Annotated in this window: 26 protein-coding genes and 2 tRNA genes; 7 read left to right on the top strand and 21 right to left on the bottom strand. The window is 54.1% G+C overall.

All coding sequences use genetic code 11. The annotated features are described in order from the left end of the window. Window positions 1–21 precede the first annotated feature (21 nt). The 3 genes from nusA to ACMGGQ_RS18385 form a co-directional block, all read right to left on the bottom strand. Window positions 22–1,524, bottom strand: coding sequence for a transcription termination factor NusA (nusA, locus tag ACMGGQ_RS18375; protein ID WP_003861798.1), 1,503 nt, complete (start codon window positions 1,522–1,524; stop codon window positions 22–24). Window positions 1,525–1,552: 28 nt separating this feature from the next. Further along, window positions 1,553–2,005 (bottom strand): ribosome maturation factor RimP, encoded by a 453-nt coding sequence (gene rimP, locus ACMGGQ_RS18380; RefSeq protein WP_014833432.1) that lies wholly within the window; start codon window positions 2,003–2,005, stop codon window positions 1,553–1,555. A gap of 207 nt (window positions 2,006–2,212) precedes the next feature. Next, window positions 2,213–2,289: transfer RNA gene (locus tag ACMGGQ_RS18385), tRNA-Met, on the bottom strand. 287 nt (window positions 2,290–2,576) lie between these two features. On the opposite strand from ACMGGQ_RS18385, the gene argG reads away from it, so the two are divergent. Further along, window positions 2,577–3,923, top strand: a complete 1,347-nt coding sequence (argG, locus tag ACMGGQ_RS18390; RefSeq protein WP_262778759.1) for an argininosuccinate synthase — start codon at window positions 2,577–2,579, stop codon at window positions 3,921–3,923. A gap of 186 nt (window positions 3,924–4,109) precedes the next feature. Here argG and ACMGGQ_RS18395 read toward each other — a convergent pair. The 6 genes from ACMGGQ_RS18395 to rlmE all read right to left on the bottom strand — a co-directional run bounded on the left by ACMGGQ_RS18395 (window position 4,110) and on the right by rlmE (window position 9,702). Next, window positions 4,110–4,196, bottom strand: a tRNA-Leu gene (locus tag ACMGGQ_RS18395). 9 nt (window positions 4,197–4,205) lie between these two features. Further along, window positions 4,206–4,538 (bottom strand): preprotein translocase subunit SecG, encoded by a 333-nt coding sequence (secG, locus tag ACMGGQ_RS18400; RefSeq protein WP_023309338.1) that lies wholly within the window; start codon window positions 4,536–4,538, stop codon window positions 4,206–4,208. Between the two features lie 223 nt (window positions 4,539–4,761). Then, a complete protein-coding gene (gene glmM / locus ACMGGQ_RS18405) occupies window positions 4,762–6,099 on the bottom strand; it encodes a phosphoglucosamine mutase (RefSeq protein WP_021242257.1) in 1,338 nt (445 codons plus the stop codon). Continuing rightward, on the bottom strand, window positions 6,092–6,940 hold the full coding sequence (gene folP / locus ACMGGQ_RS18410) for a dihydropteroate synthase (protein ID WP_045910100.1): 849 nt from the start codon (window positions 6,938–6,940) through the stop codon (window positions 6,092–6,094). Before folP ends, glmM begins: the two co-directional genes overlap by 8 nt. A 98-nt stretch (window positions 6,941–7,038) precedes the next feature. Further along, entirely contained in the window at window positions 7,039–8,973 is a 1,935-nt protein-coding gene (gene ftsH, locus ACMGGQ_RS18415) for an ATP-dependent zinc metalloprotease FtsH (RefSeq protein ID WP_013098921.1), read from the bottom strand. 102 nt (window positions 8,974–9,075) lie between these two features. Next, window positions 9,076–9,702 (bottom strand): 23S rRNA (uridine(2552)-2'-O)-methyltransferase RlmE, encoded by a 627-nt coding sequence (gene rlmE / locus ACMGGQ_RS18420; protein WP_003861812.1) that lies wholly within the window; start codon window positions 9,700–9,702, stop codon window positions 9,076–9,078. 127 nt (window positions 9,703–9,829) lie between these two features. Between rlmE and yhbY the strand changes: the two genes are divergently transcribed. After that, a complete protein-coding gene (gene yhbY / locus ACMGGQ_RS18425) occupies window positions 9,830–10,123 on the top strand; it encodes a ribosome assembly RNA-binding protein YhbY (protein WP_003861814.1) in 294 nt (97 codons plus the stop codon). A gap of 151 nt (window positions 10,124–10,274) precedes the next feature. Here the strand turns inward: yhbY and greA are convergent, their stop codons facing one another. Next, entirely contained in the window at window positions 10,275–10,751 is a 477-nt protein-coding gene (greA, locus tag ACMGGQ_RS18430) for a transcription elongation factor GreA (RefSeq protein WP_014171793.1), read from the bottom strand. Window positions 10,752–10,980: 229 nt separating this feature from the next. Between greA and dacB the strand changes: the two genes are divergently transcribed. From dacB to pmrB, 3 genes are read left to right on the top strand one after another with little or no spacing between them, the layout of a single operon-like run. Further along, the gene (dacB, locus tag ACMGGQ_RS18435) at window positions 10,981–12,414 is read left to right on the top strand and encodes a serine-type D-Ala-D-Ala carboxypeptidase (RefSeq protein WP_021242259.1); all 1,434 of its coding nucleotides are present in this window, start codon (window positions 10,981–10,983) and stop codon (window positions 12,412–12,414) included. Window positions 12,415–12,416: 2 nt separating this feature from the next. Then, entirely contained in the window at window positions 12,417–13,079 is a 663-nt protein-coding gene (gene pmrA, locus ACMGGQ_RS18440) for a two-component system response regulator PmrA (RefSeq protein ID WP_024906362.1), read from the top strand. Next, entirely contained in the window at window positions 13,076–14,119 is a 1,044-nt protein-coding gene (gene pmrB, locus ACMGGQ_RS18445) for a two-component system sensor histidine kinase PmrB (protein ID WP_277718125.1), read from the top strand. Before pmrA ends, pmrB begins: the two co-directional genes overlap by 4 nt. Window positions 14,120–14,152: 33 nt before the next feature. On the opposite strand, the gene cgtA is transcribed toward pmrB, so the two are convergent. The 4 genes from cgtA to rplU form a co-directional block, all read right to left on the bottom strand. Then, complete coding sequence (gene cgtA / locus ACMGGQ_RS18450; RefSeq protein WP_021242261.1) at window positions 14,153–15,328, bottom strand: Obg family GTPase CgtA; 1,176 nt, start codon at window positions 15,326–15,328, stop codon at window positions 14,153–14,155. 15 nt (window positions 15,329–15,343) lie between these two features. Then, window positions 15,344–16,309: a DMT family transporter gene (locus ACMGGQ_RS18455; RefSeq protein WP_414747350.1), complete on the bottom strand. Its 966-nt coding sequence runs from the start codon at window positions 16,307–16,309 to the stop codon at window positions 15,344–15,346. A 96-nt stretch (window positions 16,310–16,405) separates the two neighbouring features. Next, window positions 16,406–16,663 carry a 50S ribosomal protein L27 gene (gene rpmA, locus ACMGGQ_RS18460; protein WP_004385076.1) on the bottom strand — a complete coding sequence of 86 codons (258 nt, stop codon included), beginning with the start codon at window positions 16,661–16,663 and terminating at the stop codon, window positions 16,406–16,408. A 19-nt stretch (window positions 16,664–16,682) separates the two neighbouring features. Continuing rightward, the gene (rplU, locus tag ACMGGQ_RS18465; protein ID WP_003025032.1) at window positions 16,683–16,994 is read right to left on the bottom strand and encodes a 50S ribosomal protein L21; all 312 of its coding nucleotides are present in this window, start codon (window positions 16,992–16,994) and stop codon (window positions 16,683–16,685) included. Window positions 16,995–17,251: 257 nt separating this feature from the next. On the opposite strand from rplU, the gene ispB reads away from it, so the two are divergent. After that, window positions 17,252–18,223 (top strand): octaprenyl diphosphate synthase, encoded by a 972-nt coding sequence (gene ispB / locus ACMGGQ_RS18470; protein WP_008501461.1) that lies wholly within the window; start codon window positions 17,252–17,254, stop codon window positions 18,221–18,223. A 229-nt stretch (window positions 18,224–18,452) separates the two neighbouring features. Next, complete coding sequence (sfsB, locus tag ACMGGQ_RS18475; protein ID WP_048028843.1) at window positions 18,453–18,740, top strand: DNA-binding transcriptional regulator SfsB; 288 nt, start codon at window positions 18,453–18,455, stop codon at window positions 18,738–18,740. A 61-nt stretch (window positions 18,741–18,801) separates the two neighbouring features. On the opposite strand, the gene murA is transcribed toward sfsB, so the two are convergent. From murA to mlaF, 7 genes are all read right to left on the bottom strand, one after another. Beyond that, window positions 18,802–20,061, bottom strand: coding sequence for a UDP-N-acetylglucosamine 1-carboxyvinyltransferase (gene murA / locus ACMGGQ_RS18480; protein ID WP_045910105.1), 1,260 nt, complete (start codon window positions 20,059–20,061; stop codon window positions 18,802–18,804). 50 nt (window positions 20,062–20,111) lie between these two features. Beyond that, window positions 20,112–20,366 carry a BolA family iron metabolism protein IbaG gene (ibaG, locus tag ACMGGQ_RS18485; RefSeq protein ID WP_008501458.1) on the bottom strand — a complete coding sequence of 85 codons (255 nt, stop codon included), beginning with the start codon at window positions 20,364–20,366 and terminating at the stop codon, window positions 20,112–20,114. Between the two features lie 126 nt (window positions 20,367–20,492). Next, the gene (mlaB, locus tag ACMGGQ_RS18490; RefSeq protein WP_048028841.1) at window positions 20,493–20,786 is read right to left on the bottom strand and encodes a lipid asymmetry maintenance protein MlaB; all 294 of its coding nucleotides are present in this window, start codon (window positions 20,784–20,786) and stop codon (window positions 20,493–20,495) included. After that, window positions 20,786–21,421 carry a phospholipid-binding protein MlaC gene (mlaC, locus tag ACMGGQ_RS18495; protein ID WP_045910107.1) on the bottom strand — a complete coding sequence of 212 codons (636 nt, stop codon included), beginning with the start codon at window positions 21,419–21,421 and terminating at the stop codon, window positions 20,786–20,788. Before mlaC ends, mlaB begins: the two co-directional genes overlap by 1 nt. Before the next feature lie 18 nt (window positions 21,422–21,439). Continuing rightward, entirely contained in the window at window positions 21,440–21,988 is a 549-nt protein-coding gene (gene mlaD / locus ACMGGQ_RS18500; protein WP_008501455.1) for an outer membrane lipid asymmetry maintenance protein MlaD, read from the bottom strand. Window positions 21,989–21,992: 4 nt separating this feature from the next. Beyond that, window positions 21,993–22,775: a lipid asymmetry maintenance ABC transporter permease subunit MlaE gene (gene mlaE, locus ACMGGQ_RS18505; RefSeq protein WP_010436044.1), complete on the bottom strand. Its 783-nt coding sequence runs from the start codon at window positions 22,773–22,775 to the stop codon at window positions 21,993–21,995. Between the two features lie 7 nt (window positions 22,776–22,782). Continuing rightward, on the bottom strand, window positions 22,783–23,595 hold the full coding sequence (gene mlaF / locus ACMGGQ_RS18510; RefSeq protein WP_008501452.1) for a phospholipid ABC transporter ATP-binding protein MlaF: 813 nt from the start codon (window positions 23,593–23,595) through the stop codon (window positions 22,783–22,785). Between the last annotated feature and the right edge of the window lie 8 nt (window positions 23,596–23,603).

Raw genomic sequence — 23,603 nt, forward strand, 5'->3', positions numbered from 1 at the left:
GTTCCTTCCTGCTACAGTTTATTACGCTTCGTCGCCGAACCAGCAAATATTACGTGCGGCCATGATGAGCTCGCCGGCTTTCTCGTCGGTTAAACCTTCGATATCAGCCAGGTCATCAACGCCTTGCTCAGCGAGATCTTCCAGCGTACAAACACCACGGGCAGCCAGCTTGAACGCAATCGCACGATCAAGACCTTCCAGATTCAGCAGGTCATCAGCCGGCTTCTTATCGCCAAGGCTTTCTTCCTGAGCCAGTGCCAGGGTGGTCAGTGCGTTTTTAGCGCGTTCACGCAGGGCTTCAACGGTTGGTTCATCCAGACCGTCAATTTCCAGCAGCTCTTTCATTGGCACATAGGCCAGTTCTTCCAGCGTAGAGAAACCTTCTTCAACCAGAACAGTGGCGAAGTCTTCGTCAATATCCAGGTATTTCGTGAAGGTATCGATCGCCGCATGGGCTTCAGCCTGATGCTTAGCCTGCAGGTCATCAACGGTCATGACGTTGAGTTCCCAGCCGCTCAGCTGTGACGCCAGGCGTACGTTCTGGCCGTTACGGCCGATTGCCTGCGCCAGGTTGCCCGCTTCAACAGCGATATCCATGGTGTGTTTGTCTTCGTCAACAACGATAGACGCCACATCAGCCGGAGCCATTGCGTTGATCACGAACTGCGCCGGGTTGTCATCCCACAGAACGATATCAATACGTTCGCCGCCCAGCTCAGTAGAAACTGCCTGGACACGCGCACCGCGCATACCGACGCAAGCACCGACCGGGTCGATACGCTTGTCGTTGGTTTTCACCGCAATTTTCGCACGGGAGCCCGGATCGCGAGCCGCCGCTTTAATCTCAATAACTTCTTCACCGATTTCCGGTACTTCGATACGGAACAGTTCTACCAGCATTTCAGGTTTAGAACGGGTCACGAAGAGCTGTGCACCACGCGCTTCAGGGCGAACGGCGTACAGAACACCGCGAATACGGTCGCCTGGGCGGAAGTTTTCACGCGGCAGCATATCTTCACGCAGGATCACGGCTTCAGCGTTACCCGGCAACCCTTCGGATTTGATCTCCAGGGAGATGTTGTCGCGGTTCACTTTCTTCACCACACCGGTGATGATTTCGCCTTCCTGATCGCGGAACTGATCGACAACCAGCGCGCGCTCGGCTTCGCGCACTTTCTGCACGATAACCTGTTTAGCGGTCTGGGTGGTGATACGGTCGAAGGTCACAGATTCAATCTGATCTTCAACGTAGTCACCCACGTTCAGACTTTCGTCTTCAAAACGGGCAGCTTCCAGCGTGATCTCTTTGGTCGGCTGGGTCACTTCTTCAACGATTACCCAACGACGGAATGTATCGAAGTCACCGCTTTTACGATCGATTTCTACGCGAACATCGATCTCTTGTTCGTATTTTTTCTTGGTTGCTGTAGCCAGTGCACTTTCCAGCGCTTCAAAAATCTTCTCACGCGGCAGTGATTTCTCGTTGGAGACGGCTTCAACAACAGCCAAAATTTCTTTGTTCATCGCGGGCTTTTCACCTCAATCCAGACTGTTAAAAGTGGGGAACCAGGTTCGCCTTCTGGATATTACTCAGCGCGAACACTTCATCTTTGCCTTCGACTGTCACCGTGATCATTTCACCATCAACGGCTTTGATAATTCCCTGCCATTTACGGCGGTTCTGTACGGCCATACGCAGAACGAGAGCCACTTCTTCACCGGTAAAGCGCACATAGTGCTCGGCCGTGAACATCGGGCGATCGAGGCCAGGTGAGGAAACTTCCAGGTTGTACGCAACGGTAATTGGGTCTTCAACATCAAGAACCGCACTCACCTGGTGGCTGACATCAGCACAATCATCAACATTGATGCCATCTTCACTATCAATATAGATGCGCAGCGTCGATGTACGGCCGCGAACGAATTCGATGCCGACCAGTTCGTAGCCCAGTGCTTCGACCGGTGCAGTAATCATCTCTGTTAATTTTTGCTCTAATGTGGACAAGCCCACCCCCAAGACATAAAAAAAGGGCGTAAAGCCCAGTTATTCTGTAGTCAGATAACAAAAAACCCCGATAAATCGGGGCTTTAGATAACTGAACCCTATAGCCACAACTGTGGCCTGGAGCACTTTCCTAAAGAATTTTTTCAAATCCAGCTACGAAGGCTCTAAGTCTTCACAGTATATTTGAAAAAGAACTTTATGGGAAAGTGGTTGCGGGGGCCGGATTTGAACCGACGACCTTCGGGTTATGAGCCCGACGAGCTACCAGGCTGCTCCACCCCGCGCCTGAAACGTGGCAAATTCTACGCGTTTTGGACAGAATTTGCAAATAATGCTGGGATTTGGTACCGAAGACGGGACGTAAAATCGGCGTTTAGTATATTGATAGTTGACCCCACCTGTCAAGGCGACTTCCGCCAGATCGATCAGACCAAAATTTTTACAAAAAACGCACGAGTCTCTTCCGGTCTTCGCCAAAAGATGATTAAATGAATACTCACTTATTTTGCATAAAAATGCACAAGAGAGCGAAAGCGGTCTCTAATCAGTCAATCAAGCAGGGTTTTATTCTATGACGACGATTCTCAAGCATCTTCCGGTAGGACAACGTATTGGCATCGCTTTCTCAGGTGGCCTGGATACCAGCGCTGCACTGCTGTGGATGCGCCAGAAGGGAGCGGTTCCGTATGCCTATACTGCGAACCTGGGTCAGCCGGATGAGGACGATTATGATGCCATTCCTCGTCGCGCGAAAGAGTATGGTGCAGAGAACGCGCGCCTGATTGACTGCCGTAAGCAACTGGTCGCGGAAGGTATCGCGGCGATTCAGTGTGGTGCATTCCATAACACCACCGGCGGCCTGACCTATTTCAACACCACTCCGCTGGGCCGTGCGGTGACCGGCACCATGCTGGTTGCCGCCATGAAAGAAGACGGCGTTAACATCTGGGGTGACGGCAGCACCTATAAAGGAAACGATATCGAACGTTTCTATCGTTATGGCCTGCTGACCAACGCCGAACTGCAGATTTACAAACCGTGGCTGGATACCGACTTCATCGACGAGCTGGGTGGTCGTCATGAGATGTCCGAGTTTATGATCGCCTGCGGTTTTGACTATAAGATGTCAGTCGAGAAAGCTTACTCCACCGACTCCAACATGCTGGGTGCGACTCACGAAGCGAAAGACCTGGAATTCCTGAACTCCAGCGTGAAGATCGTTAACCCAATCATGGGCGTGAAGTTCTGGGACGAGAACGTGAAGATCCCGACAGAAGAAGTGACCGTTCGTTTCGAACGCGGTCATCCGGTTGCGCTGAACGGCAAAACCTTCTCTGACGATGTGGAGCTGATGCTGGAAGCAAACCGCATCGGCGGTCGTCATGGTCTGGGCATGAGCGATCAGATTGAAAACCGTATCATCGAAGCGAAAAGCCGTGGTATCTATGAAGCCCCGGGGATGGCGCTGCTGCACATCGCTTACGAGCGTCTGCTGACCGGCATTCACAACGAAGACACCATTGAGCAGTATCACTCTCATGGCCGTCAGCTGGGCAAACTGCTGTATCAGGGCCGCTGGTTCGATCCGCAGGCGCTGATGCTGCGTGATGCCCTGCAGCGTTGGGTGGCGAGTGCAATCACCGGTGAAGTGACCCTGGAACTGCGTCGCGGTAACGACTACTCCATTCTGAACACCGTGTCTGACAACCTGACCTATAAAGCAGAGCGTCTGACCATGGAGAAAGGTGAATCCGTGTTCTCACCGGACGATCGTATTGGCCAGCTGACCATGCGTAACCTGGACATCACCGATACCCGTGAGAAGCTGTTCAACTATGTTGAGAACGGTTTGCTGTCAGCCAGTTCAGGTAACGGCCTGCCGCAGGTTGAAAACCTGGAGCACAGCGATAAGAAATAATCGCTGATGTAGCATGCAAAAGGCGTCCTGGGGACGCCTTTTTTATTTGGACTTTCGTAGGGCAGGTAAGCGCAGCGCCACCCGCCATTTTGCCCGGTGGCGCTGCGCTTACCGGGCCTACGAAAAACTACACATAATTTACAGACGAAAAAAAAGACGTCTTTCGACGTCTTTCTTCTGGAATATTGGTACCGAGGATGGGACTCGAACCCACAAGCCCGTTAGGGCACTACCACCTCAAGGTAGCGTGTCTACCAATTCCACCACCTCGGTACAGAATACTTAGTGCGGGATATCGCTGGTTGGCTTAGCCGGTGCAGCTGGCTGAGTCTGCTCAGTTTTCGCTGGCGCGCTCAGGTTTTCCCACTCGCTTCCTTTGCTGGTCTTGTTGCTGTTGATATTGCCAAGCACCAGGCTGATGATGAAGAACAGCGTAGCCAGAATCGCCGTAGTGCGGGTCATGAAGTTCGCAGAACCACTTGAACCAAACAGCGTACCGGAAGCGCCTGCTCCGAAGGAGGCTCCCATATCAGCGCCTTTACCTTGCTGCAGCATAATCAGCGCTACGAGAGCGATGGCTACAATAAGGAAAACAACTAAAAGAGCTTCGTACATAATCAACCTGTTCCTTGCGGATTTGCCGCATACCAATGCTTCGACCAATTAGCAGGATTTTTGTTTCCCACTGAAGCGGGTGTGAATACTAACCAAAGCGAATCACCTTCGCAAGGGCATTTTCGACGCATTGTATCAACTGCGGAAAAAAACAGCAAAAAGCCATTAATTGCTTAAAACAAAGGCGGCAAACGCCGCCTTTTTAAACATTTAGCGTGCAAGATTATGCAGCTTTTACGGCATCCGCAATACGGTGCGCAAATTCGGTTACCTGCGCTTCGTCTTCGCCTTCCACCATTACGCGGATCAGCGGTTCGGTACCAGACTTACGCAGCAGCACGCGTCCACGGCTGCCGAGGGCCGCTTCAACATCCGCCATCACCGCTTTCACGTTCTCATTTTCCAGCGGGTCGCCTTTGCCGGCAGTAAAACGTACGTTGACCAGAATCTGTGGGAACATTTTCATGCCGCTGCACAGGTCGTGCAGGCTCATATGGTTGCGCGCCATTGCGGCAACCACCTGCAGCGCGGCCACAATTCCGTCACCGGTGGTGGTTTTGTCGAGCAGGATCACGTGACCTGAGTTCTCCGCGCCGATACGCCAGCCCTTCTCCTGCAATTTTTCCAGCACATAGCGGTCACCCACTTTCGCGCGAACGAACGGAATACCGAGCTGTTTCAGCGCCAGTTCCAGGCCCATGTTACTCATCAGCGTCCCGACCGCACCGCCGCGCAGCTGACCCTGACGCAGACCTTCACGCGCAATAATGTAGAGGATCTGGTCGCCGTCGACCTTGTTACCTTCGTGATCAACCATGATCACGCGGTCACCGTCGCCGTCCAGCGCAATGCCCAGATCGGCTTTTTCTGCCAGAACGCGCGCCTGCAGGGCACGAACGTCCGTCGCACCGACCTGCTCGTTGATGTTCAGACCATCCGGCTCACAGCCAATGGCGATCACTTTCGCACCGAGCTCGCGGAAGACATTCGGGGCGATGTGGTAGGTCGCGCCATTTGCGCAGTCCACCACAATTTTGAGGTGCGCCAGGCTCAGCTCATTCGGGAAGGTGCCTTTACAGAATTCGATATAGCGACCCGCCGCATCAACGATACGGTTCGCTTTACCCAGCTCTGCGGAATCAACACAGGTGATCTCTTTTTCCATTTCAGCTTCAATGGCTTCTTCCACCTCATCCGGCAGCTTGGTGCCATCAATAGAGAAGAATTTAATGCCGTTGTCGTAGAACGGGTTATGAGAGGCCGAGATAACAATCCCCGCTTCCGCACGGAAGGTGCGCGTCAGATACGCGACCGCAGGCGTTGGCATTGGGCCTGTAAAAGAGGCGGACAGTCCAGCCGCCGCCAGCCCCGCTTCCAGCGCGGATTCCAGCATATAGCCGGAAATACGGGTGTCTTTACCGATGATAATTTTACGTGAGCCATGACGCGCCAGAACCTTGCCGGCAGCCCAGCCGAGCTTCAGGACAAAATCAGGGGTGATGGGAGCATCGCCTACGCGCCCGCGGATACCGTCGGTACCAAAATATTTACGATTACTCATAGCGTTTGTTTTCCTTCGCTGCCAGTGTGGCTTCCACCACACGCATGGCTTCTACTGTTTCTTTGACGTCATGGACACGAATGATGTGCGCACCCTGCATCGCCGCAATCACCGCGCAGGCCAGGCTGCCACTCAGGCGTTCGCTCGGGCCTACATTCAGTAACTGGCCAATCATCGATTTCCTCGACATCCCCACCAGCAGCGGCAGGCCAAAGTGATGAAATTCCGATAAGCGCGCAAGCAGCGCATAGTTGTGGGAGAGATTTTTACCGAAACCGAACCCCGGGTCGAGCAGCAATTTCTCTTTTGGGATACCTGCACGTTCACAGCGTTCGATATGCTCAATAAAGAAGCGGTTTACGTCGGCGAAGACATCGTCATACTTCGGTGCGTCCTGCATGGTTTTCGGCTGCCCCTGCATATGCATCAGGCAAACCGGCAGCCCGGTTTCCGCAGCCGCCTCAATCGCCCCCGGTTCGGTAAGTGAACGAATATCATTGATAATGTGAGCGCCCACTCTCGCTACTTCACGGATCACTTCCGGTTTGGAAGTATCAACGGAGATCCACACTTCAAACCGCTGCGCGATAGCTTCAACGACCGGCACCACGCGCGCCAGCTCTTCTTCCACAGACACGTCCGCCGCACCGGGACGCGTCGATTCGCCGCCAACATCAATGATGGTGGCACCCGCATTGATCATTAAATTCGCGTGCTTAACCGCCTCGATAAGCGTGTTATGCGTGCCACCGTCAGAGAAGGAGTCAGGGGTAACATTCAGGATCCCCATCACATGGGGATGTGAAAGATCGAGATGCGAGTCCTGAGCGAATAATTTCATGGCGAAATCCCTGATATCTAAATGGTTAAACAAAAATGAAAAACCCCGGAGCAAGCTCCAGGGTTTGAGTTACAGACAAACGCTTCAACAGCAGTGACTTACTTATCGCCCAACTGTTCTGACATGGTGTTGCCCGGGTTTGGCGTACGCGGTTCATCAACCGGACGCGGCGCACGCGGGGTGCCATTGTTGTCAGAGTTATTGGAAGCGCCTGGGTCTTCCCAGCCTGCTGGCGGACGCACTTCGCGGCGCGCCATCAGGTCGTCAATCTGCGGTGCATCGATGGTCTCATATTTCATGAGCGCATCTTTCATGGAATGCAGAATGTCCATGTTGTCATTCAGGATCTGACGCGCGCGACCGTAGTTACGTTCAATCAGCGCTTTCACTTCCTGGTCGATGATACGAGCCGTTTCATCGGACATATGTTTCGCTTTTGCCACGGAGCGGCCCAGGAACACTTCGCCCTCTTCCTCTGCATAGAGCAGTGGACCGAGTTTGTCGGAGAAGCCCCACTGAGTCACCATGTTACGCGCCAGGTTTGTCGCCACTTTAATGTCGTTCGACGCACCGGTAGAAACATGTTCCGGACCGTAGATAATCTCTTCGGCCAGACGACCGCCGTACAGGGTTGAGATCTGGCTTTCCAGCTTCTGACGGCTGGCGCTGATTGCGTCGCCTTCAGGCAGGAAGAAGGTCACACCCAGCGCACGACCGCGCGGAATAATCGTCACTTTATGCACCGGATCGTGTTCCGGCACCAGACGACCGATAATCGCGTGACCGGCTTCGTGGTAAGCCGTGGACTCTTTCTGCGCTTCCGTCATCACCATGGAGCGACGTTCCGCACCCATCATGATCTTGTCTTTCGCTTTCTCGAACTCCACCATCGACACGACGCGCTTGTTACCGCGAGCGGCAAACAGTGCAGCTTCGTTGACCAGGTTAGCGAGATCCGCACCTGAGAAGCCCGGAGTACCGCGCGCAATGATTGCCGCGTCGATGTCGGGTGCCAGCGGTACGCGACGCATGTGAACTTTCAGAATCTGTTCACGACCGCGAACATCCGGCAGACCGACAACAACCTGACGGTCGAAACGGCCTGGGCGCAGCAGCGCCGGGTCAAGAACGTCCGGACGGTTAGTCGCCGCGATAACGATGATACCTTCGTTACCTTCGAAGCCGTCCATCTCAACCAGCATCTGGTTCAGCGTCTGTTCACGTTCATCGTGACCACCACCCAGGCCTGCGCCACGCTGGCGGCCTACGGCGTCGATTTCATCGATGAAGATAATGCACGGTGCTGCCTTCTTGGCCTGCTCGAACATGTCACGCACACGAGATGCACCAACACCCACGAACATTTCGACGAAGTCAGAACCTGAAATAGTAAAGAACGGCACCTTCGCTTCACCCGCGATGGCTTTCGCCAGCAGGGTTTTACCGGTACCCGGAGGGCCAACCATCAGCACGCCTTTCGGGATTTTACCGCCCAGTTTCTGGAAACGGCTCGGCTCACGCAGGTATTCAACCAGTTCACCGACCTCTTCTTTCGCTTCGTCACACCCGGCAACGTCCGCAAAAGTGGTCTTGATCTGATCTTCCGTCAACATACGCGCCTTGCTCTTACCGAACGACATGGCACCTTTGCCACCGCCGCCCTGCATCTGGCGCATAAAGAAGATCCAGACGCCGATAAGAAGCAGCATCGGGAACCAGGAAATGAAGATAGAAGCCAGCAGGCTTGGTTCTTCTGGCGGCTCACCTACCACCTTGACGTTTTTAGTCAGAAGGTTATCAAGCAGCTTAGGATCGTTCACCGGGATGTAAGTCGTGTAACGGTTACTATCTTTCTTGGTAACGTTGATCTCACGTCCGTTGATACGCGCTTCGCGAACCTGGTCCTGATTGACCTCCTGCAGGAAGGTAGAATAATCCACCTTGCGGCCATTCGACTCGCTGGGCCCAAAGCTCTGGAATACTGACATCAGCACAACGGCAATGACCAGCCAGAGTATTAGGTTTTTCGCCATGTCACTCAAGGGATTAACCTCATATTACAACTGTGTTAAAAACAGCGTCAGGATACTCTATATCCAGTTTCATTCAAACTTTCGTCTGAAATCTCCCGGTTATCATTTTCGCCCGGTCGCTACAATATACACTTCACGGGAACGGGCCCGGGAAGAGTCCGGCTTACGAACTTTGACCTTCGCAAACAGGGAGCGAATTTCCTTAAGATACTCCTCGAAACCTTCGCCCTGAAACACCTTCACAACAAAACTACCACCAGGCGCTAGTACATCACGACACATTTCTAACGCTAGCTCCACCAGATACATGGCGCGGGGGATATCCACCGCCGGTGTTCCGCACATATTTGGTGCCATATCTGACATGACAACCTGGACCTTACTGTCACCTACACGATCAAGTAACGCTTTCAGCACTAATTCATCACGAAAGTCGCCCTGAAGGAAGTCGACACCGACGATGGGATCCATTGGTAAAAGATCGCACGCGATGATTCGGCCTGTTCCGCCGATCTGCGTTACCGCATACTGGGACCATCCGCCAGGTGCCGCACCGAGGTCAACAACCGTCATCCCCGGCTTAAAAAGTTTGTCACTTTGCTGTATTTCATCAAGTTTAAACCAGGCACGGGAACGCAACCCCTTTTTCTGTGCCTGTTGAACATATTTATCGCTAAAGTGTTCCTGGAGCCAGCGGCTGGAGCTGGCAGAACGCTTTTTACCTGTCATTTAACATTTCCGTCCTGGTTCATCGTTGCTTGCCTGTGACGTAAATTTCTACGCAGCTATTTGGCGATATAAGGGAGATGGCGGTAGAATGAACCGTTTTCAATCCCAACGTAAGCAAAAATATACGATGAATCTGAGTACTAAACAAAAACAGCACCTTAAAGGTCTGGCACATCCGCTCAAGCCTGTAGTGATGCTTGGCAACAATGGTTTGACCGAAGGGGTGCTTGCCGAGATTGAACAAGCGCTGGAACACCACGAGCTGATCAAGGTGAAAATCGCCTCTGAAGACAGAGACACTAAAAACCTGATCGTGGAAGCCATCGTGCGCGAAACCGGCGCCTGTAATGTACAGGTCATCGGTAAAACGCTGGTGCTCTACCGCCCGTCTAAAGAGCGTAAAATCTCGCTGCCACGTTAAGGATATCCTGAATTAAACACATTTTCTGTGTGAAACGAGGGATTTCTGTCAGCAGGCGAGCAAAATGCCATGCTCCTTGAGTTGATAAAAGGCCGCTACGCGGCCTTTTTCTTTTCTTTACAATGTATCAACATCTTAGTCGAGAAGCGAATTACAGGTATTCAACCTTAATAATTTCGTATTCTACTTCACCGCCAGGGGTGCGGATGGTGACAACATCGTCCTGCTCTTTGCCAATCAGGCCGCGAGCAATCGGCGAGTTCACCGAAATCAGGTTCTGTTTGAAGTCAGCTTCATCATCACCCACGATGCGATAGGTCTGCTCTTCGTCGTTGTCCAGGTTCAGCACGGTAACGGTAGAACCAAAGATCACACGGCCATTATTCGGCATCTTAGTGATATCGATAACCTGTGCATTGGACAGTTTTGCTTCGATATCTTTAATACGCCCTTCACAGAAGCCCTGCTGCTCACGCGCGGCGTGGTATTCAGCATTCTCTTTCAGGTCGCCATGCTCGCGCGCATCCGCGATAGCGGCGATGATTTCAGGACGACGCACGGATTTCAGGAAATCCAGCTCTTCGCGCAGTTTTTCGGCACCACGTAAGGTCATCGGAATAGCTTGCATTTGTTATACCTCTTAAACATTCCTGTTGGGAGCAGTGTTCCCTGCTCCTGCCCACTTTAAGCGGGCAAGAAGCAAAAAGAAAACCGACCCGGGAGCGATGCCCCAGGTCAGCAGCAATTTTTCAATTTGATACGCATTTTACCGCGAAGTTCACTATGGGTCATCGTTTACTTTGCAGTGCCATGCACCGTAGTATGACGGTTTGTTTTCGGGTTGTTAGCGCGAGATTATGCGATTTTCCAGTTTTATCATCGGATTGACTACCAGTATAACGTTCACCGCTCAGGCCGCGAATGTTGATGAGTACATTAATCAACTTCCCGCAGGCGCGAACCTCGCCCTGATGGTGCAGAAGGTTGGCGCACAGGCTCCCGAAATTGACTATCACAGTCAACAGATGGCGCTGCCTGCCAGTACCCAAAAGGTGATCACCGCCCTCGCCGCCCTGCTCCAGCTCGGGCCTGACTTCCGTTTTACTACCACCCTTGAAACCAAAGGTAACGTCGAGGGTGGTGAACTGAAAGGCGATCTTATCGCCCGTTTTGGCGGCGATCCGACCTTTAAACGCCAGGATATCCGCAATATGGTTGCGGTGCTGAAAAAAACCGGCGTGCAGAAAATTGACGGCAATGTGCTGATCGATACCTCCATCTTTGCCAGCCACGATAAAGCCCCGGGCTGGCCGTGGAACGACATGACGCAGTGCTTTAGCGCCCCGCCCGCCGCCGCGATTGTTGACCGCAACTGCTTCTCGGTTTCGCTTTACAGTGCGCCAAAGCCGGATGATTTAGCGTTTATCCGCATAGCGTCCTACTACCCGGTCACCATGTTTAGCCAGGTTCGCACGCTGGCCAAGGGCTCTCCTGATGCACAGTACTGCGAACTGGATGTGGTGCCAGGCGATCTTAACCGCTTCACGCTGACCGGCTGCCTGACGCAGCGCGCCGATCCGTTGCCGCTGGCCTTTGCGATACAGGATGGCGCAAGCTATGCAGGCGCCATTCTGAAAGATGAGCTGAAACAAGCGGGAATAACCTATTCCGGCACCCTGCTTCGTCAGACGCAGGTCAACCAGCCCGGCACGGTCATCGCCAGCAAACAGTCTGCGCCGCTGCACGATTTACTGCGAATAATGCTGAAAAAGTCGGACAACATGATTGCCGATACGGTGTTCCGCATGATTGGTCACGCCCGTTTCGGCGTGCCGGGAACCTGGCGCGCGGGTTCAGACGCGGTTCGGCAGATCCTGCGCCAGCAGGCGGGGATCGATCTGGGTAATACCATCGCCGTCGATGGCTCCGGACTATCGCGCCATAATTTGATCTCTCCGGCCACGATGATGCAGGTGCTTCAGTACATTGCACAACATGACACTGAGCTAAACTTTATTTCAATGCTGCCGCTGGCCGGGCATGACGGTTCACTGCAGTACCGCGCAGGGCTTCACGCCGCGGGCGTGGATGGCAAAGTCTCCGCGAAAACAGGCTCACTGCAGGGGGTTTATAACCTTGCAGGCTTCATCACTACCGCCAGCGGACAGCGCATGGCATTCGTGCAGTATCTTTCCGGCTATGCCGTCGAACCGACCGACCAGCGCAATCGTCGTATTCCACTGGTTCGCTTCGAAAGCAGGCTTTATAAGGACATCTACCAGAATAACTAGCGATGAAACTACTTATAGTTGAAGACGATCTGTTATTGCAGGAAGGGCTGGCGCTGGGGCTGGCCAATGAAGGGTATGCTCTCGACTGTGCAGGCACGGCAGCAGAGGCGGATGCCCTGATCCAGAGCGGCGAATACAGCCTGGTGATCCTCGATTTGGGCTTGCCGGATAAAGACGGCGCCACGCTGCTGAGCCAGTGGCGACGTCGCGGCATCGCCAACCCGGTATTGATCCTGACGGCACGTGATGCCATTGAAGACCGTATCACCGGCCTCGATGCAGGCGCAGACGATTACCTGGTGAAGCCTTTTGCGCTCGCGGAGCTGCAGGCTCGTGTACGAGCGTTGATTCGCCGCTATCAGGGCCATAGTGATAACTTACTGACCGACGGCGATATAACGCTGAATTTGCAAACCCAGCAGGTGCTGCGTCAGGATCAGGCCGTAGAGGTGACGCCAAAAGAGTTCGCCTTGCTTACGCGTCTGATTATGCGCAGCGGGCAAACGGTACACCGAGAAACGCTCCAGCAGGATATCTACTCCTGGCAGGACGATCCCGGGTCCAATACCCTTGAGGTCCATATTCATAACCTGCGGCGTAAGCTCGGCAAAGACAGGATCAAAACCGTTCGCGGCGTCGGCTACCGTCTGGAGAGCCAGAAATGAACAGCATGCGTCGGCGTTTGATGGTGCTGCTGGCGGTCATTCTGTTATTTTTCCAGCTGATAAGCGTCATCTGGCTGTGGCATGAAAGCCGTGAACAGATTGGTTTTCTGGTCAACGAAACGCTGTCAGCGAAAGCGCGCAATAATCACGTTGAGAAAGAGATCCGCGAAGCGATTGCCTCGCTGCTGGTCCCTTCCCTGGTGATGGTCGGTTTTACCCTGTTCTTCTCCTTCTGGGCCGTCACCTGGATAACCCGGCCGCTGAATAAGCTCCGCGACAGCCTCGCTAACCGCTCAGCCGATAACTTAACCCCGCTTCCTATGTATTCCGACATGGAAGAAATTGGCGCGGTGACGACCTCCCTGAACCAGCTGCTGGCCCGGCTGAATAGCACCATTCAACAGGAGCGTCTCTTCACCGCAGACGCCGCACACGAACTGAGAACGCCTCTGGCCGGTATCCGGCTCCATCTGGAGCTGATGTCGCAGTCAGGTGCGCCTCAGGCCGCCACGCTGGTTAGCCGTATCGATCAGCTCATGCATACCGTCGAACAGCTGCTGATGCTGGCCCGTGCCGGACAGGCAATGGCGAGCGGCCACTACGAAACCGTGAGCTGGACGGAAAATATCATCGAACCTCTCGGCCTTGGGCATGAAGCCAAAGAGCATACGGTGATTTGGCCCGCTAAAAGCGCGCTCACGGTTCAGGGAGACGCCGTTCTCCTGCGCCTGATGCTGCGCAACCTGCTGGAGAATGCCGGGCGCTACAGCCCGACAGGGACAACGATTACAGTGACATTAACCGAGGTCGACGGCGGGACGCAGATCAGCGTTATCGATCAGGGCCCGGGGATTGATGAAGCGCACCGGCAGTCCATTACCGAGCCATTCCGCCGTCTTGACCAGCGCTACGGAGGCAGCGGTCTGGGCCTGAGCATCGTGCAGCGCATCGTCCAGCTCCACCACGGCAGGCTGACGCTTGAGAATGGCGCTGAAGGCGGTTTAATCGCCAGCTGCTGGCTGCCCGCAACGCTGGAATAAAAAAGCCCCCATAACGGGGGCTTTGAACAGCAATTAGTGCTTGTAGATGAACTCGACGCCTTCTTCGTCGTCTTCATCCCAGTCATCGTCCCAGTCTTCATCGTCTTCTTCCGCTTCCAGCTCTTCGAGCTGCTGGCGGTGGTAGTCATCCCACATGAATTCGACTTTTTCAGGCTGTTTGACTTCTTCCGCCTGAACAATTGGGTTCTCAATGATGAAGGTCATCACATCCCAGCACAGATCTTTCACGCCAACCTGGCTTGCCGCAGAGATCAGGTAGTACTTATCTTCCCAACCCATCGCTTCAGCAATGGCTTTCGCTTTTGCTTCCGCTTCGGCTTTGTCCATCAGGTCGATCTTGTTGAAGACCAGCCAGCGTGGTTTGTTCGCCAGTTTTTCGCTGTATTTTTCCAGCTCGCCAACGATAATGCGGGCGTTTTCAACCGGATCGGAACCGTCGATAGGATCGATATCGATAAGGTGCAGCAGCACGCGGCAGCGCTCAAGGTGTTTCAGGAAGCGAATACCCAGACCCGCCCCTTCCGCGGCGCCTTCAATCAGACCCGGAATATCGGCAACCACAAAGCTCTTCTCGTTATCCATACGGACAACGCCCAGGCTTGGTACCAGCGTGGTAAACGGATAGTCCGCCACTTTTGGCTTGGCTGCAGAGACGGCGCGAATAAACGTCGATTTGCCTGCGTTTGGCATACCCAGCATGCCCACGTCAGCCAGAAGCATCAGCTCCAGCTGCAGGTCGCGCTTATCGCCCGGCGTACCCATCGTTTTCTGACGCGGCGTACGGTTAACGGAAGATTTGAAACGGCTGTTACCCAGACCGTGCCAGCCGCCTTTCGCCACCATCAGGCGCTGACCGTGTTTGGTCATGTCACCCATGGTTTCACCCGTCCCCTGGTCAATCACACGCGTACCGACCGGCACTTTAATGGTGACGTCTTTACCGCGTTTCCCGGTACAGTCACGGCTCTGGCCGTTCTGACCACGTTCAGCGCGGAAGGATTTTTCGAAACGGTAGTCGATCAGCGTGTTGAGGTTCTCATCCGCCTCCAGCCACACGTCACCACCATCCCCACCGTCGCCGCCATCAGGACCGCCACGAGGGATATACTTTTCACGGCGGAAGCTCACGCAACCGTTGCCGCCATCACCAGCCACGACCAGGATCGTCGCTTCATCAACAAACTTCATTTTACTCTCCGTAACTCATTCGCCTGAGCGGGGGACTACTACAACCGCTTCATTTTTGCGCCAACGTCCCCAGAGACGATGACCAATGGCGGAATACATCGCGCCCGCAACCACGACAAACGCACCGAGATAACCCAACAGGTTGAGCATCGGTCTGACGAAGACATCGGGCCAGGCCATTGATAACAAATCTGAAAATAACAGCGTAAACAGCGGGGTAAGCGTGATCAACGCGCTCACCTGTGCTGCCTGCCAGCGCGCCATCGCTTCGGCCAGCGCGCCATAACCGACCAGCGTGTTCAGCCCACAAAAAATGAGGCACGCCAGTTGCCAGTCGCTAAGCTGGGAAATTACGCCCGGCTTCGCTAATGGCAGCAATGCTATTGTACACAAAGCGTACAGCAAAAAGAGGATCTGCTGTGAGGCAAGCCGACGCAATAACACCTTTTGCGCGACACCATAGCTCACCCAGACCGTTGCTGCCCCCACACCGAAAATGACACCCCATGTGTAATCCGTCAGGCGGGTAAAAATCTCGATCAGACTGGTGTTGAAGAACATCACCAGACCGCACAACAGCATGCTCGCCCCGATAATCTGCGTACCGCGCATCTTCTCCTTGAGGATAAAGACGCTGGCGACCATCATGCCCACCGGCGAAAGCTGACCAATCACCTGCGACGCCGTGGGGCTGAGATATTGCAGGGAAGAGCTGAACAGGATGAAGTTACCGAACAGACCGCCCGTCGCGATAGCCAGCAGCACCAGCCAGCGCGGTTTACGGAAGAGCCGCAAGGGTGGAAGCTTACCTTTGATGGCCAGAATCGCCCCGAGGCCGATGCTTGCCATCAGAAAGCGATAAAAGACCACCGTAGGGGGTTCCATCACTTCCAGTACCTGCTTCATTGCAATTGGCAGCGCACCCCAGCACATTGCGGTTGTGAGCGCCAAAAGAATTCCTATGCCGGCCTGCTGCTTCATGCCCGTTTTCCCTACAGAAAAAATTACCGGGTTTCCAATGTAAAAAGCCCCGCAACAGGTTGCGGGGCTTTAATCCGTTACCGGACCGAGAAAACCTTACTCAGCAACGATGCTGATGTATTTACGGTTGTTCGGGCCTTTAACTTCAAATTTCACTTTACCGTCTGCTTTAGCAAACAGAGTGTGGTCACGACCGCAACCTACGTTGTTGCCAGCGTGGAATTTGGTACCACGTTGACGAACGATGATGCTACCCGCCAGAACGGATTCGCCACCGAAACGCTTAACGCCCAGGCGTTTAGCTTCTGAATCGCGACCGTTACGTGTGGAGCCGCCAGCCTTTTTATGTGCCATTTAAATCTCTCCTCAGGTCTTAGGCGCTGATGCCAGTAATTTTCACATCAGTGAACCACTGACGGTGGCCCTGCTGCTTACGGTAGTGCTTACGACGACGAAACTTAACGATTTTAACTTTCTCGCCACGACCGTGTGCAACAACTTCAGCTTTGATAACGCCGCCATCAACGAAAGGAACGCCGATTTTGACTTCTTCACCGTTTGCGATCATCAGAACTTCTGCGAACTCAACAGATTCGCCAGTTGCGATGTCCAGCTTTTCCAGGCGAACGGTCTGACCTTCGCTTACTCGGTGTTGTTTACCACCACTTTGGAAAACCGCGTACATATAAACTCCGCTTCCGCGCACGTCCTCGTATGAATCAGAGTGCGCTATAAATATTCACAATAGGGCGCGAATATTACGCAAAACGCGAGCCTTTGACAAGTGCTACCGTCAATACATGAAGAAAAAAAACACAACACGTACGGTAACGTTTATCTGAGCCGTTTTTTCAGTACAATCAGCACTACTATTGATAAACCGAAACCCTTCGTTACCCCATTGAAGATGGGATCAACAGGATAAAAAGCCCGGCTTTTGCGATGAATTTAGAAAAAATCAACGAGTTAACCGCGCAAGATATGGCGGGTGTGAATGCAGCAATCCTGGAGCAACTCAACTCTGACGTTCAGCTGATCAATCAGTTGGGCTATTACATTGTCAGCGGCGGCGGTAAACGCATTCGTCCGATGATTGCCATTCTGGCTGCCAGAGCCGTTGGTTATCAGGGAAATGCTCACATCACTATCGCAGCGCTCATCGAATTTATCCACACGGCGACGCTTCTGCACGACGATGTGGTGGATGAATCGGATATGCGTCGTGGCAAAGCCACGGCTAACGCCGCGTTCGGAAACGCAGCCAGCGTCCTGGTGGGGGATTTTATCTATACCCGCGCCTTCCAGATGATGACCAGCCTGGGTTCCCTGAAAGTGCTGGAAGTAATGTCTGAAGCCGTTAACGTCATCGCTGAAGGCGAAGTGCTGCAGTTGATGAACGTCAACGACCCGGACATCACCGAAGAAAACTACATGCGCGTCATCTACAGCAAAACCGCGCGTCTGTTTGAAGCGGCGGCCCAGTGTTCCGGCATTTTGGCTGGCTGTACCGAAGCACAGGAAAAAGGCCTGCAGGACTATGGCCGCTATCTGGGCACAGCCTTCCAGCTGATTGACGATCTGCTGGACTACAGTGCGGACGGCGAGACGCTCGGCAAAAACGTTGGCGATGACCTGAACGAAGGCAAACCGACCCTGCCGCTGCTCCACGCCATGCGTAACGGAACGGCCGATCAGGCGAAAATGATCCGTGAAGCGATTGAGCAGGGAAATGGCCGCCATCTTCTGGAACCCGTGCTGGAAACCATGGCGATCTGCGGCTCGCTGGAATGGACGCGTCAGCGTGCGGAAGAAGAAGCCGACAAAGCCATCGAAGCACTCCAGGTCATTCCCGACAGCCCATGGCGCGAGGCACTGATTGGCCTTGCCCACATCGCCGTTCAGCGCGACCGTTAATCTTGCTTTCTCTCCCCGCGTTCCTGGCGGGGAGATTCCAGTACACACCCGTAAATTCCGCATTCACGTAAATTCATCGGTTTAGAGACCGCATGAATAAAGCCGTGTCTTATTCTGAATATTCCTTCAAGTAACGCGAACTTTTTAGAACAAGAGTTCGAAATGGGTATAGTAAACCCGTCGTTTCAGAAGAAACGGCGTAGGTGAATCCGAACTTAAGGACGGCGTTATGGATACGAAATTTATCGACTGGCACACGGCTGATATTATTGCCGCACTGCGCAAAAGAGGCACTTCACTGGCAGCAGAGTCCCGCCGCCATGGACTGAGTTCTTCAACTCTGGCAAACGCCCTCACCCGCCCCTGGCCAAAAGGAGAATTAATTATCGCGACGGCGCTGGATACGCATCCGTGGGTGATTTGGCCTTCGCGCTACCACGATCCCGTTACCCATGAATTTATCGACAGATCGCGCATGATTCGCCAGAGAAAAGTAAAAAAAGAACCGCAGGAATAACGCGTTTTTTGACAGGAACAGCAACCCCCCGGTCATGTCTGGCAGGGGGCTGCCGGAACGATTACTCGCCCTTCACACGCTCGATATTGGCACCCAGCGCGCGCAGTTTATCTTCGATACGCTCATAGCCACGATCGATGTGATAAATACGATCCACGATCGTTGTACCTTCCGCGATACAACCCGCCAACACCAGGCTGGCAGACGCACGCAGATCGGTTGCCATCACCTGAGCGCCGGACAGTGTCTCAACGCCATGGCAAATCACGGTATTACTTTCGATCTCAGCACGTGCACCCATGCGGATCAGCTCCGGTACGTGCATAAAGCGGTTCTCGAAAATGGTTTCAGTGATGAAGCCAGTCCCTTCGGCGACCAGGTTCAACAAGGTGAACTGCGCCTGCATGTCAGTTGGGAACGCCGGGTGTGGCGCCGTACGCACATTGACCGCTTTTGGACGCTGTCCATGCATATCGAGGCTGATCCAGTCTTCACCGATTTCGATATCCGCTCCGGCATCACGCAGTTTCGCCAGCACCGCATCCAGCGTATCAGGCTGTGCGTTGCGACAAACAATCTTCCCGCCAGAGATCGCGGCAGCGACCAGGAAGGTACCGGTTTCGATACGGTCCGGCAGTACACGATAGACACCCCCGCCCAGACGCTCAACGCCTTCGATGGTGATACGGTCGGTACCCTGACCGGAGATCTTCGCGCCCAGTGCCACGAGGAAGTTAGCGGTATCCACAATTTCCGGTTCGCGCGCGGCGTTTTCGATGATAGTGGTCCCTTCTGCCAGCGTTGCCGCAGACATAATGGTTACCGTTGCGCCTACGCTCACTTTGTCCATAACAATGTGCGCGCCTTTCAGACGACCATTGACGGACGCTTTAACGTAGCCTTCTTCCAGCTTGATCTCTGCGCCCAGTTTTTCCAGACCAAAGATGTGCAGGTCAACCGGACGCGCACCGATGGCGCAGCCGCCCGGCAGCGAAACCTGACCCTGACCGAAACGCGCCACCAGCGGGCCAAGCGCCCAGATGGAAGCACGCATGGTTTTCACCAGATCGTAAGGCGCAGAGAAGTTGTTCACCTTGCTGGCATCGATCCAGACGGAACCATTACGCTCGACTTTCGTGCCCAACTGGGTGAGCAGCTTCATGGTGGTGTCGATATCTTTCAGCTTCGGTACGTTCTGAATCTCTACCGGCTCTTCCGCGAGCAGCGCAGCAAAGAGGATGGGCAGCGCGGCGTTTTTCGCGCCAGAAATTGTGACTTCGCCCTGGAGACGCGTTGGCCCCTGTACACGAAATTTATCCATTGTGTGCTCTCTTATAAATTCAACCGTGCTGCGGGCCTGTCGCCCTCAGCTCAAAAACCGTTTAGTTTGCGATCGCGTGCCCACTCTTGCGGGGTGAACGCTTTAATCGACAGGGCGTGGATGCGGTTATCCGCAATATATTCCATCAGCGGCGCGTACACAGCCTGCTGTTTCTTAACACGGCTCATACCGTCGAACATCTCACCCACAGCAATAACCTGGAAGTGACTGCCATCGCCAGTGACGTGGGCTTCCTGAAGGGAGAGTGCATTCATCAGCACTGTCTGGATTTCATGATTTTCCATGGGTTCTTAATCATCTGATAGTGAAAACAAGCCCAACATCTTAGAGCAAAGTGGCGTCGTCTTAAACAAGCAAAAAGCCCCGACGATGAAACTGTCAGGGCTTTCGGAAGTAACGCACTGAAAATATTAACGAGGCAATACGTCCTGAGGGAGATTGTAGAGCTGCGCAAGGGTCACGACATTCTCGCTCGCGCCGCGAAGCGTGACGCTCGCCCCCTGCTTTTTCCCTACCGCAACCAGATGGGCAAGCAGCGCAACGCCTGCCGTATCCACCCGCGTGACGTCAGTTAAGTCAATGAGCGTCACGCCCTGCATGGCCTCATGGCGTTTATCCCATAAGGGGTTCAGCAGATCCTGATCCAGCTCACCGGACAGCTTTAATGTCTCGCCTTCACGCGACCAGCTGAGTTGCTGTGACATTACTTCTTCTCGTCCAGCGTGATTTTCTGACGAGCAATGGACTGCAGCTGCGCGGTCAGGCCATCAATCCCCTTGGTGCGCAGCAGGTCGCTCCACTCGTTCTGTTTGGTGGTGATCATGCTTACGCCTTCGGCGATCATGTCATACGCCTGCCAGTGGCCGGTCTGGCTGTTTTTACGCCACTGGAAATCCAGACGCACCGGCGGACGGCCGTTAGGATCGTTGATCGTTACGCGAATAGGGACGATGGTCGCATCACCCAGCGGCTGCTCCGGGGCGATCTGATAGGTCTGACCGTGGTACATTGCCAGCGCCTGACCATAAGCCTGCTTCAGGTATTCACGGAAAGCGGCAAAATAGGCCTCACGCTGCGCCGGGGTCGCGTCTTTGTAATAGCGGCCCAGCACCAGCGCTCCCGCATATTTGATCTGCACATACGGCAGCAGCTCCTGGTCAACCACATCACGCAGGTAATCAGGATTAGCACGAATCTTAGGCTGCTCGTTTTTAAGACGATCGAAGGTTTTCTTCGCGGCCTCGTCCATCAGTTTGTACGGGTTACTCTGATCCGCCGCGTGCACCGCGGTGAGAGGGGCGATGACCAGCATGGCAACCATTAACAGTCGTTTAAACATGAATGACTTCTCCTGATATTAATTCGCAGCACCTGGGGTCGGCGCAGCGTTGGTATGGTCTTCACTCTGCGCAGGGGCATTGTCAGACTTTTTATCATCCCCTTTACTGTTGTAAAGGAACTGACCAATCATATCTTCCAGCACCATGGCGGACTTGGTGTCCTGGATCACGCTCCCGTCCTTAAGGATAGTCGTTCCCAGCTCGGGGTCTTCAAAACCGACGTTAAGCGCCAGATATTGTTCGCCCAGCAGACCGGAAGTCCGGATAGACAGGGAACTGGTGTCCGGAATGTGGTTGTAACGCTCTTCGATATCCATCGCGACGCGCGGCAGATAGGTCTTCTCATCCAGAGTAATGTCAGATACGCGGCCGATCACCACGCCGCCAATACGGACCGGTGAACGCGCCTTCAGCCCGCCGATGTTATCGAAGGTGGCATAGATGCGATACGTCGGCTCGGTGCGTACAGACGTGATATCTGCCGCTCTCAGGCAGATAAACAGCGCGGCCAGCAGCGCCAGCAGCAGGAATACACCGACCCAAATTTCATTTTTTCTCGTTTGCATGAACTCAATTCCCAAACATCAGTGCGGTGAGCACAAAATCCAGACCCAGTACGGCCAGCGACGAATGAACGACTGTACGTGTAGTAGCGCGGCTAATGCCCGCCGACGTCGGAATCGCATCGTAACCATTAAACAATGCAATCCAGGTAACCGTAATGGCAAATACCACGCTCTTAATCAGGCAGTTAACCAGATCCATTCGCAGGTCAATGGCGTCCTGCATGGCAGACCAGAAGAAACCGGCGTCAATGCCTTTCCAGTGCACGCCAACCAGCGAACCGCCCCAGATACCCACGGCGACAAACAGTATCGTCAGCAGCGGTAAAGAGATAACCCCCGCCCAGAAACGCGGCGAGATCACGCGACGCAGCGGATCGACCGCCATCATCTCCATGCTGGAGAGCTGCTCAGTCGCGCGCATCAGGCCAATTTCAGCGGTTAAGGCTGACCCCGCGCGCCCTGCGAACAACAGCGCCGCCACAACGGGCCCCAGTTCACGCAGCAGCGAGAGCGCCACCAGCATCCCGAGGCTGGTTTCCGCACTGTAGGTTGTCAGCACCAGGTAGCCCTGCAGACCCAGCACCATCCCGATAAACAGACCGGAGACAATGATGATGAGCATCGACAGCACGCCGACATTATAAAGCTGCCGCACCAATAGCGGCGCGTGCTTACGGAATTCCGGTTTGCCGACCAGCGCGTTGAATAACATCAATCCGGCACGCCCGAACGTCCTGATGGTTTTTATGCCACGGTGTCCGAGAGCGGCCAACGCATTTAACAGCATGAGTGGCTTAACTCCCTATTCCCAGTAAATCGTCACGATAGTCGCCCGCCGGGTAGCGGAACGGCACAGGGCCATCGGCAATACCGTCAAGGAACTGCCGCACGCGTGGATCGCAATTTTCCTGCAGCGCCTGGGCGCTACCGTGTGCGACGATCTTTTTGTCCGCTACGATGTAGGCGTAATCGGCAATGCTCAGCACTTCAGGTACATCGTGAGACACCACAATGCAGGTGACGCCAAGCGCGCTATTCAGTTCAGAGATGAGCTTCACCAGCACGCCCATCGTGATGGGATCCTGCCCGACAAACGGTTCGTCGAACATGATTAAATCAGGTTCTAGTGCGATGGCGCGCGCCAGCGCGGCACGACGCGCCATCCCGCCGGACAACTCCGAAGGCATCAGTTTCGCGGCGCCCCGCAGCCCGACGGCTTCAAGCTTCATCATCACCGTGCTTTTCAGCAGCGCAGGCGGCAGGCTGGTATGCTCGCGCAGCGGATAGGCCACGTTATCAAAGACGTTCATGTCGGTGAACAAGGCCCCCGACTGAAAGAGCATGCTCATGCGTTTGCGAACAGTATACAGGCGCGAGCGTGACATCTCCGGGATGTTTTCGCCATCAAAGAGGATCTCACCGCTATCCGGTGGGATCTGCCCGCCAATAAGGCGAAGCAGGGTCGTTTTACCGATCCCGGACGGCCCCATGATGGCAGTGATCTTGCCACGCGGCACGGTCAACGAAATATCATCAAATATCAATCTGTTGGCGCGAGAAAAACTCACCCCGCGGACATCGACTAAATTCGCCATAGTTTGGCTCATTTATGGTT

The sequence above is a fragment of the Enterobacter sp. BNK-13 genome, from assembly GCF_048685015.1.
Taxonomy (GTDB): Bacteria; Pseudomonadota; Gammaproteobacteria; order Enterobacterales; family Enterobacteriaceae; genus Enterobacter; species Enterobacter quasiroggenkampii.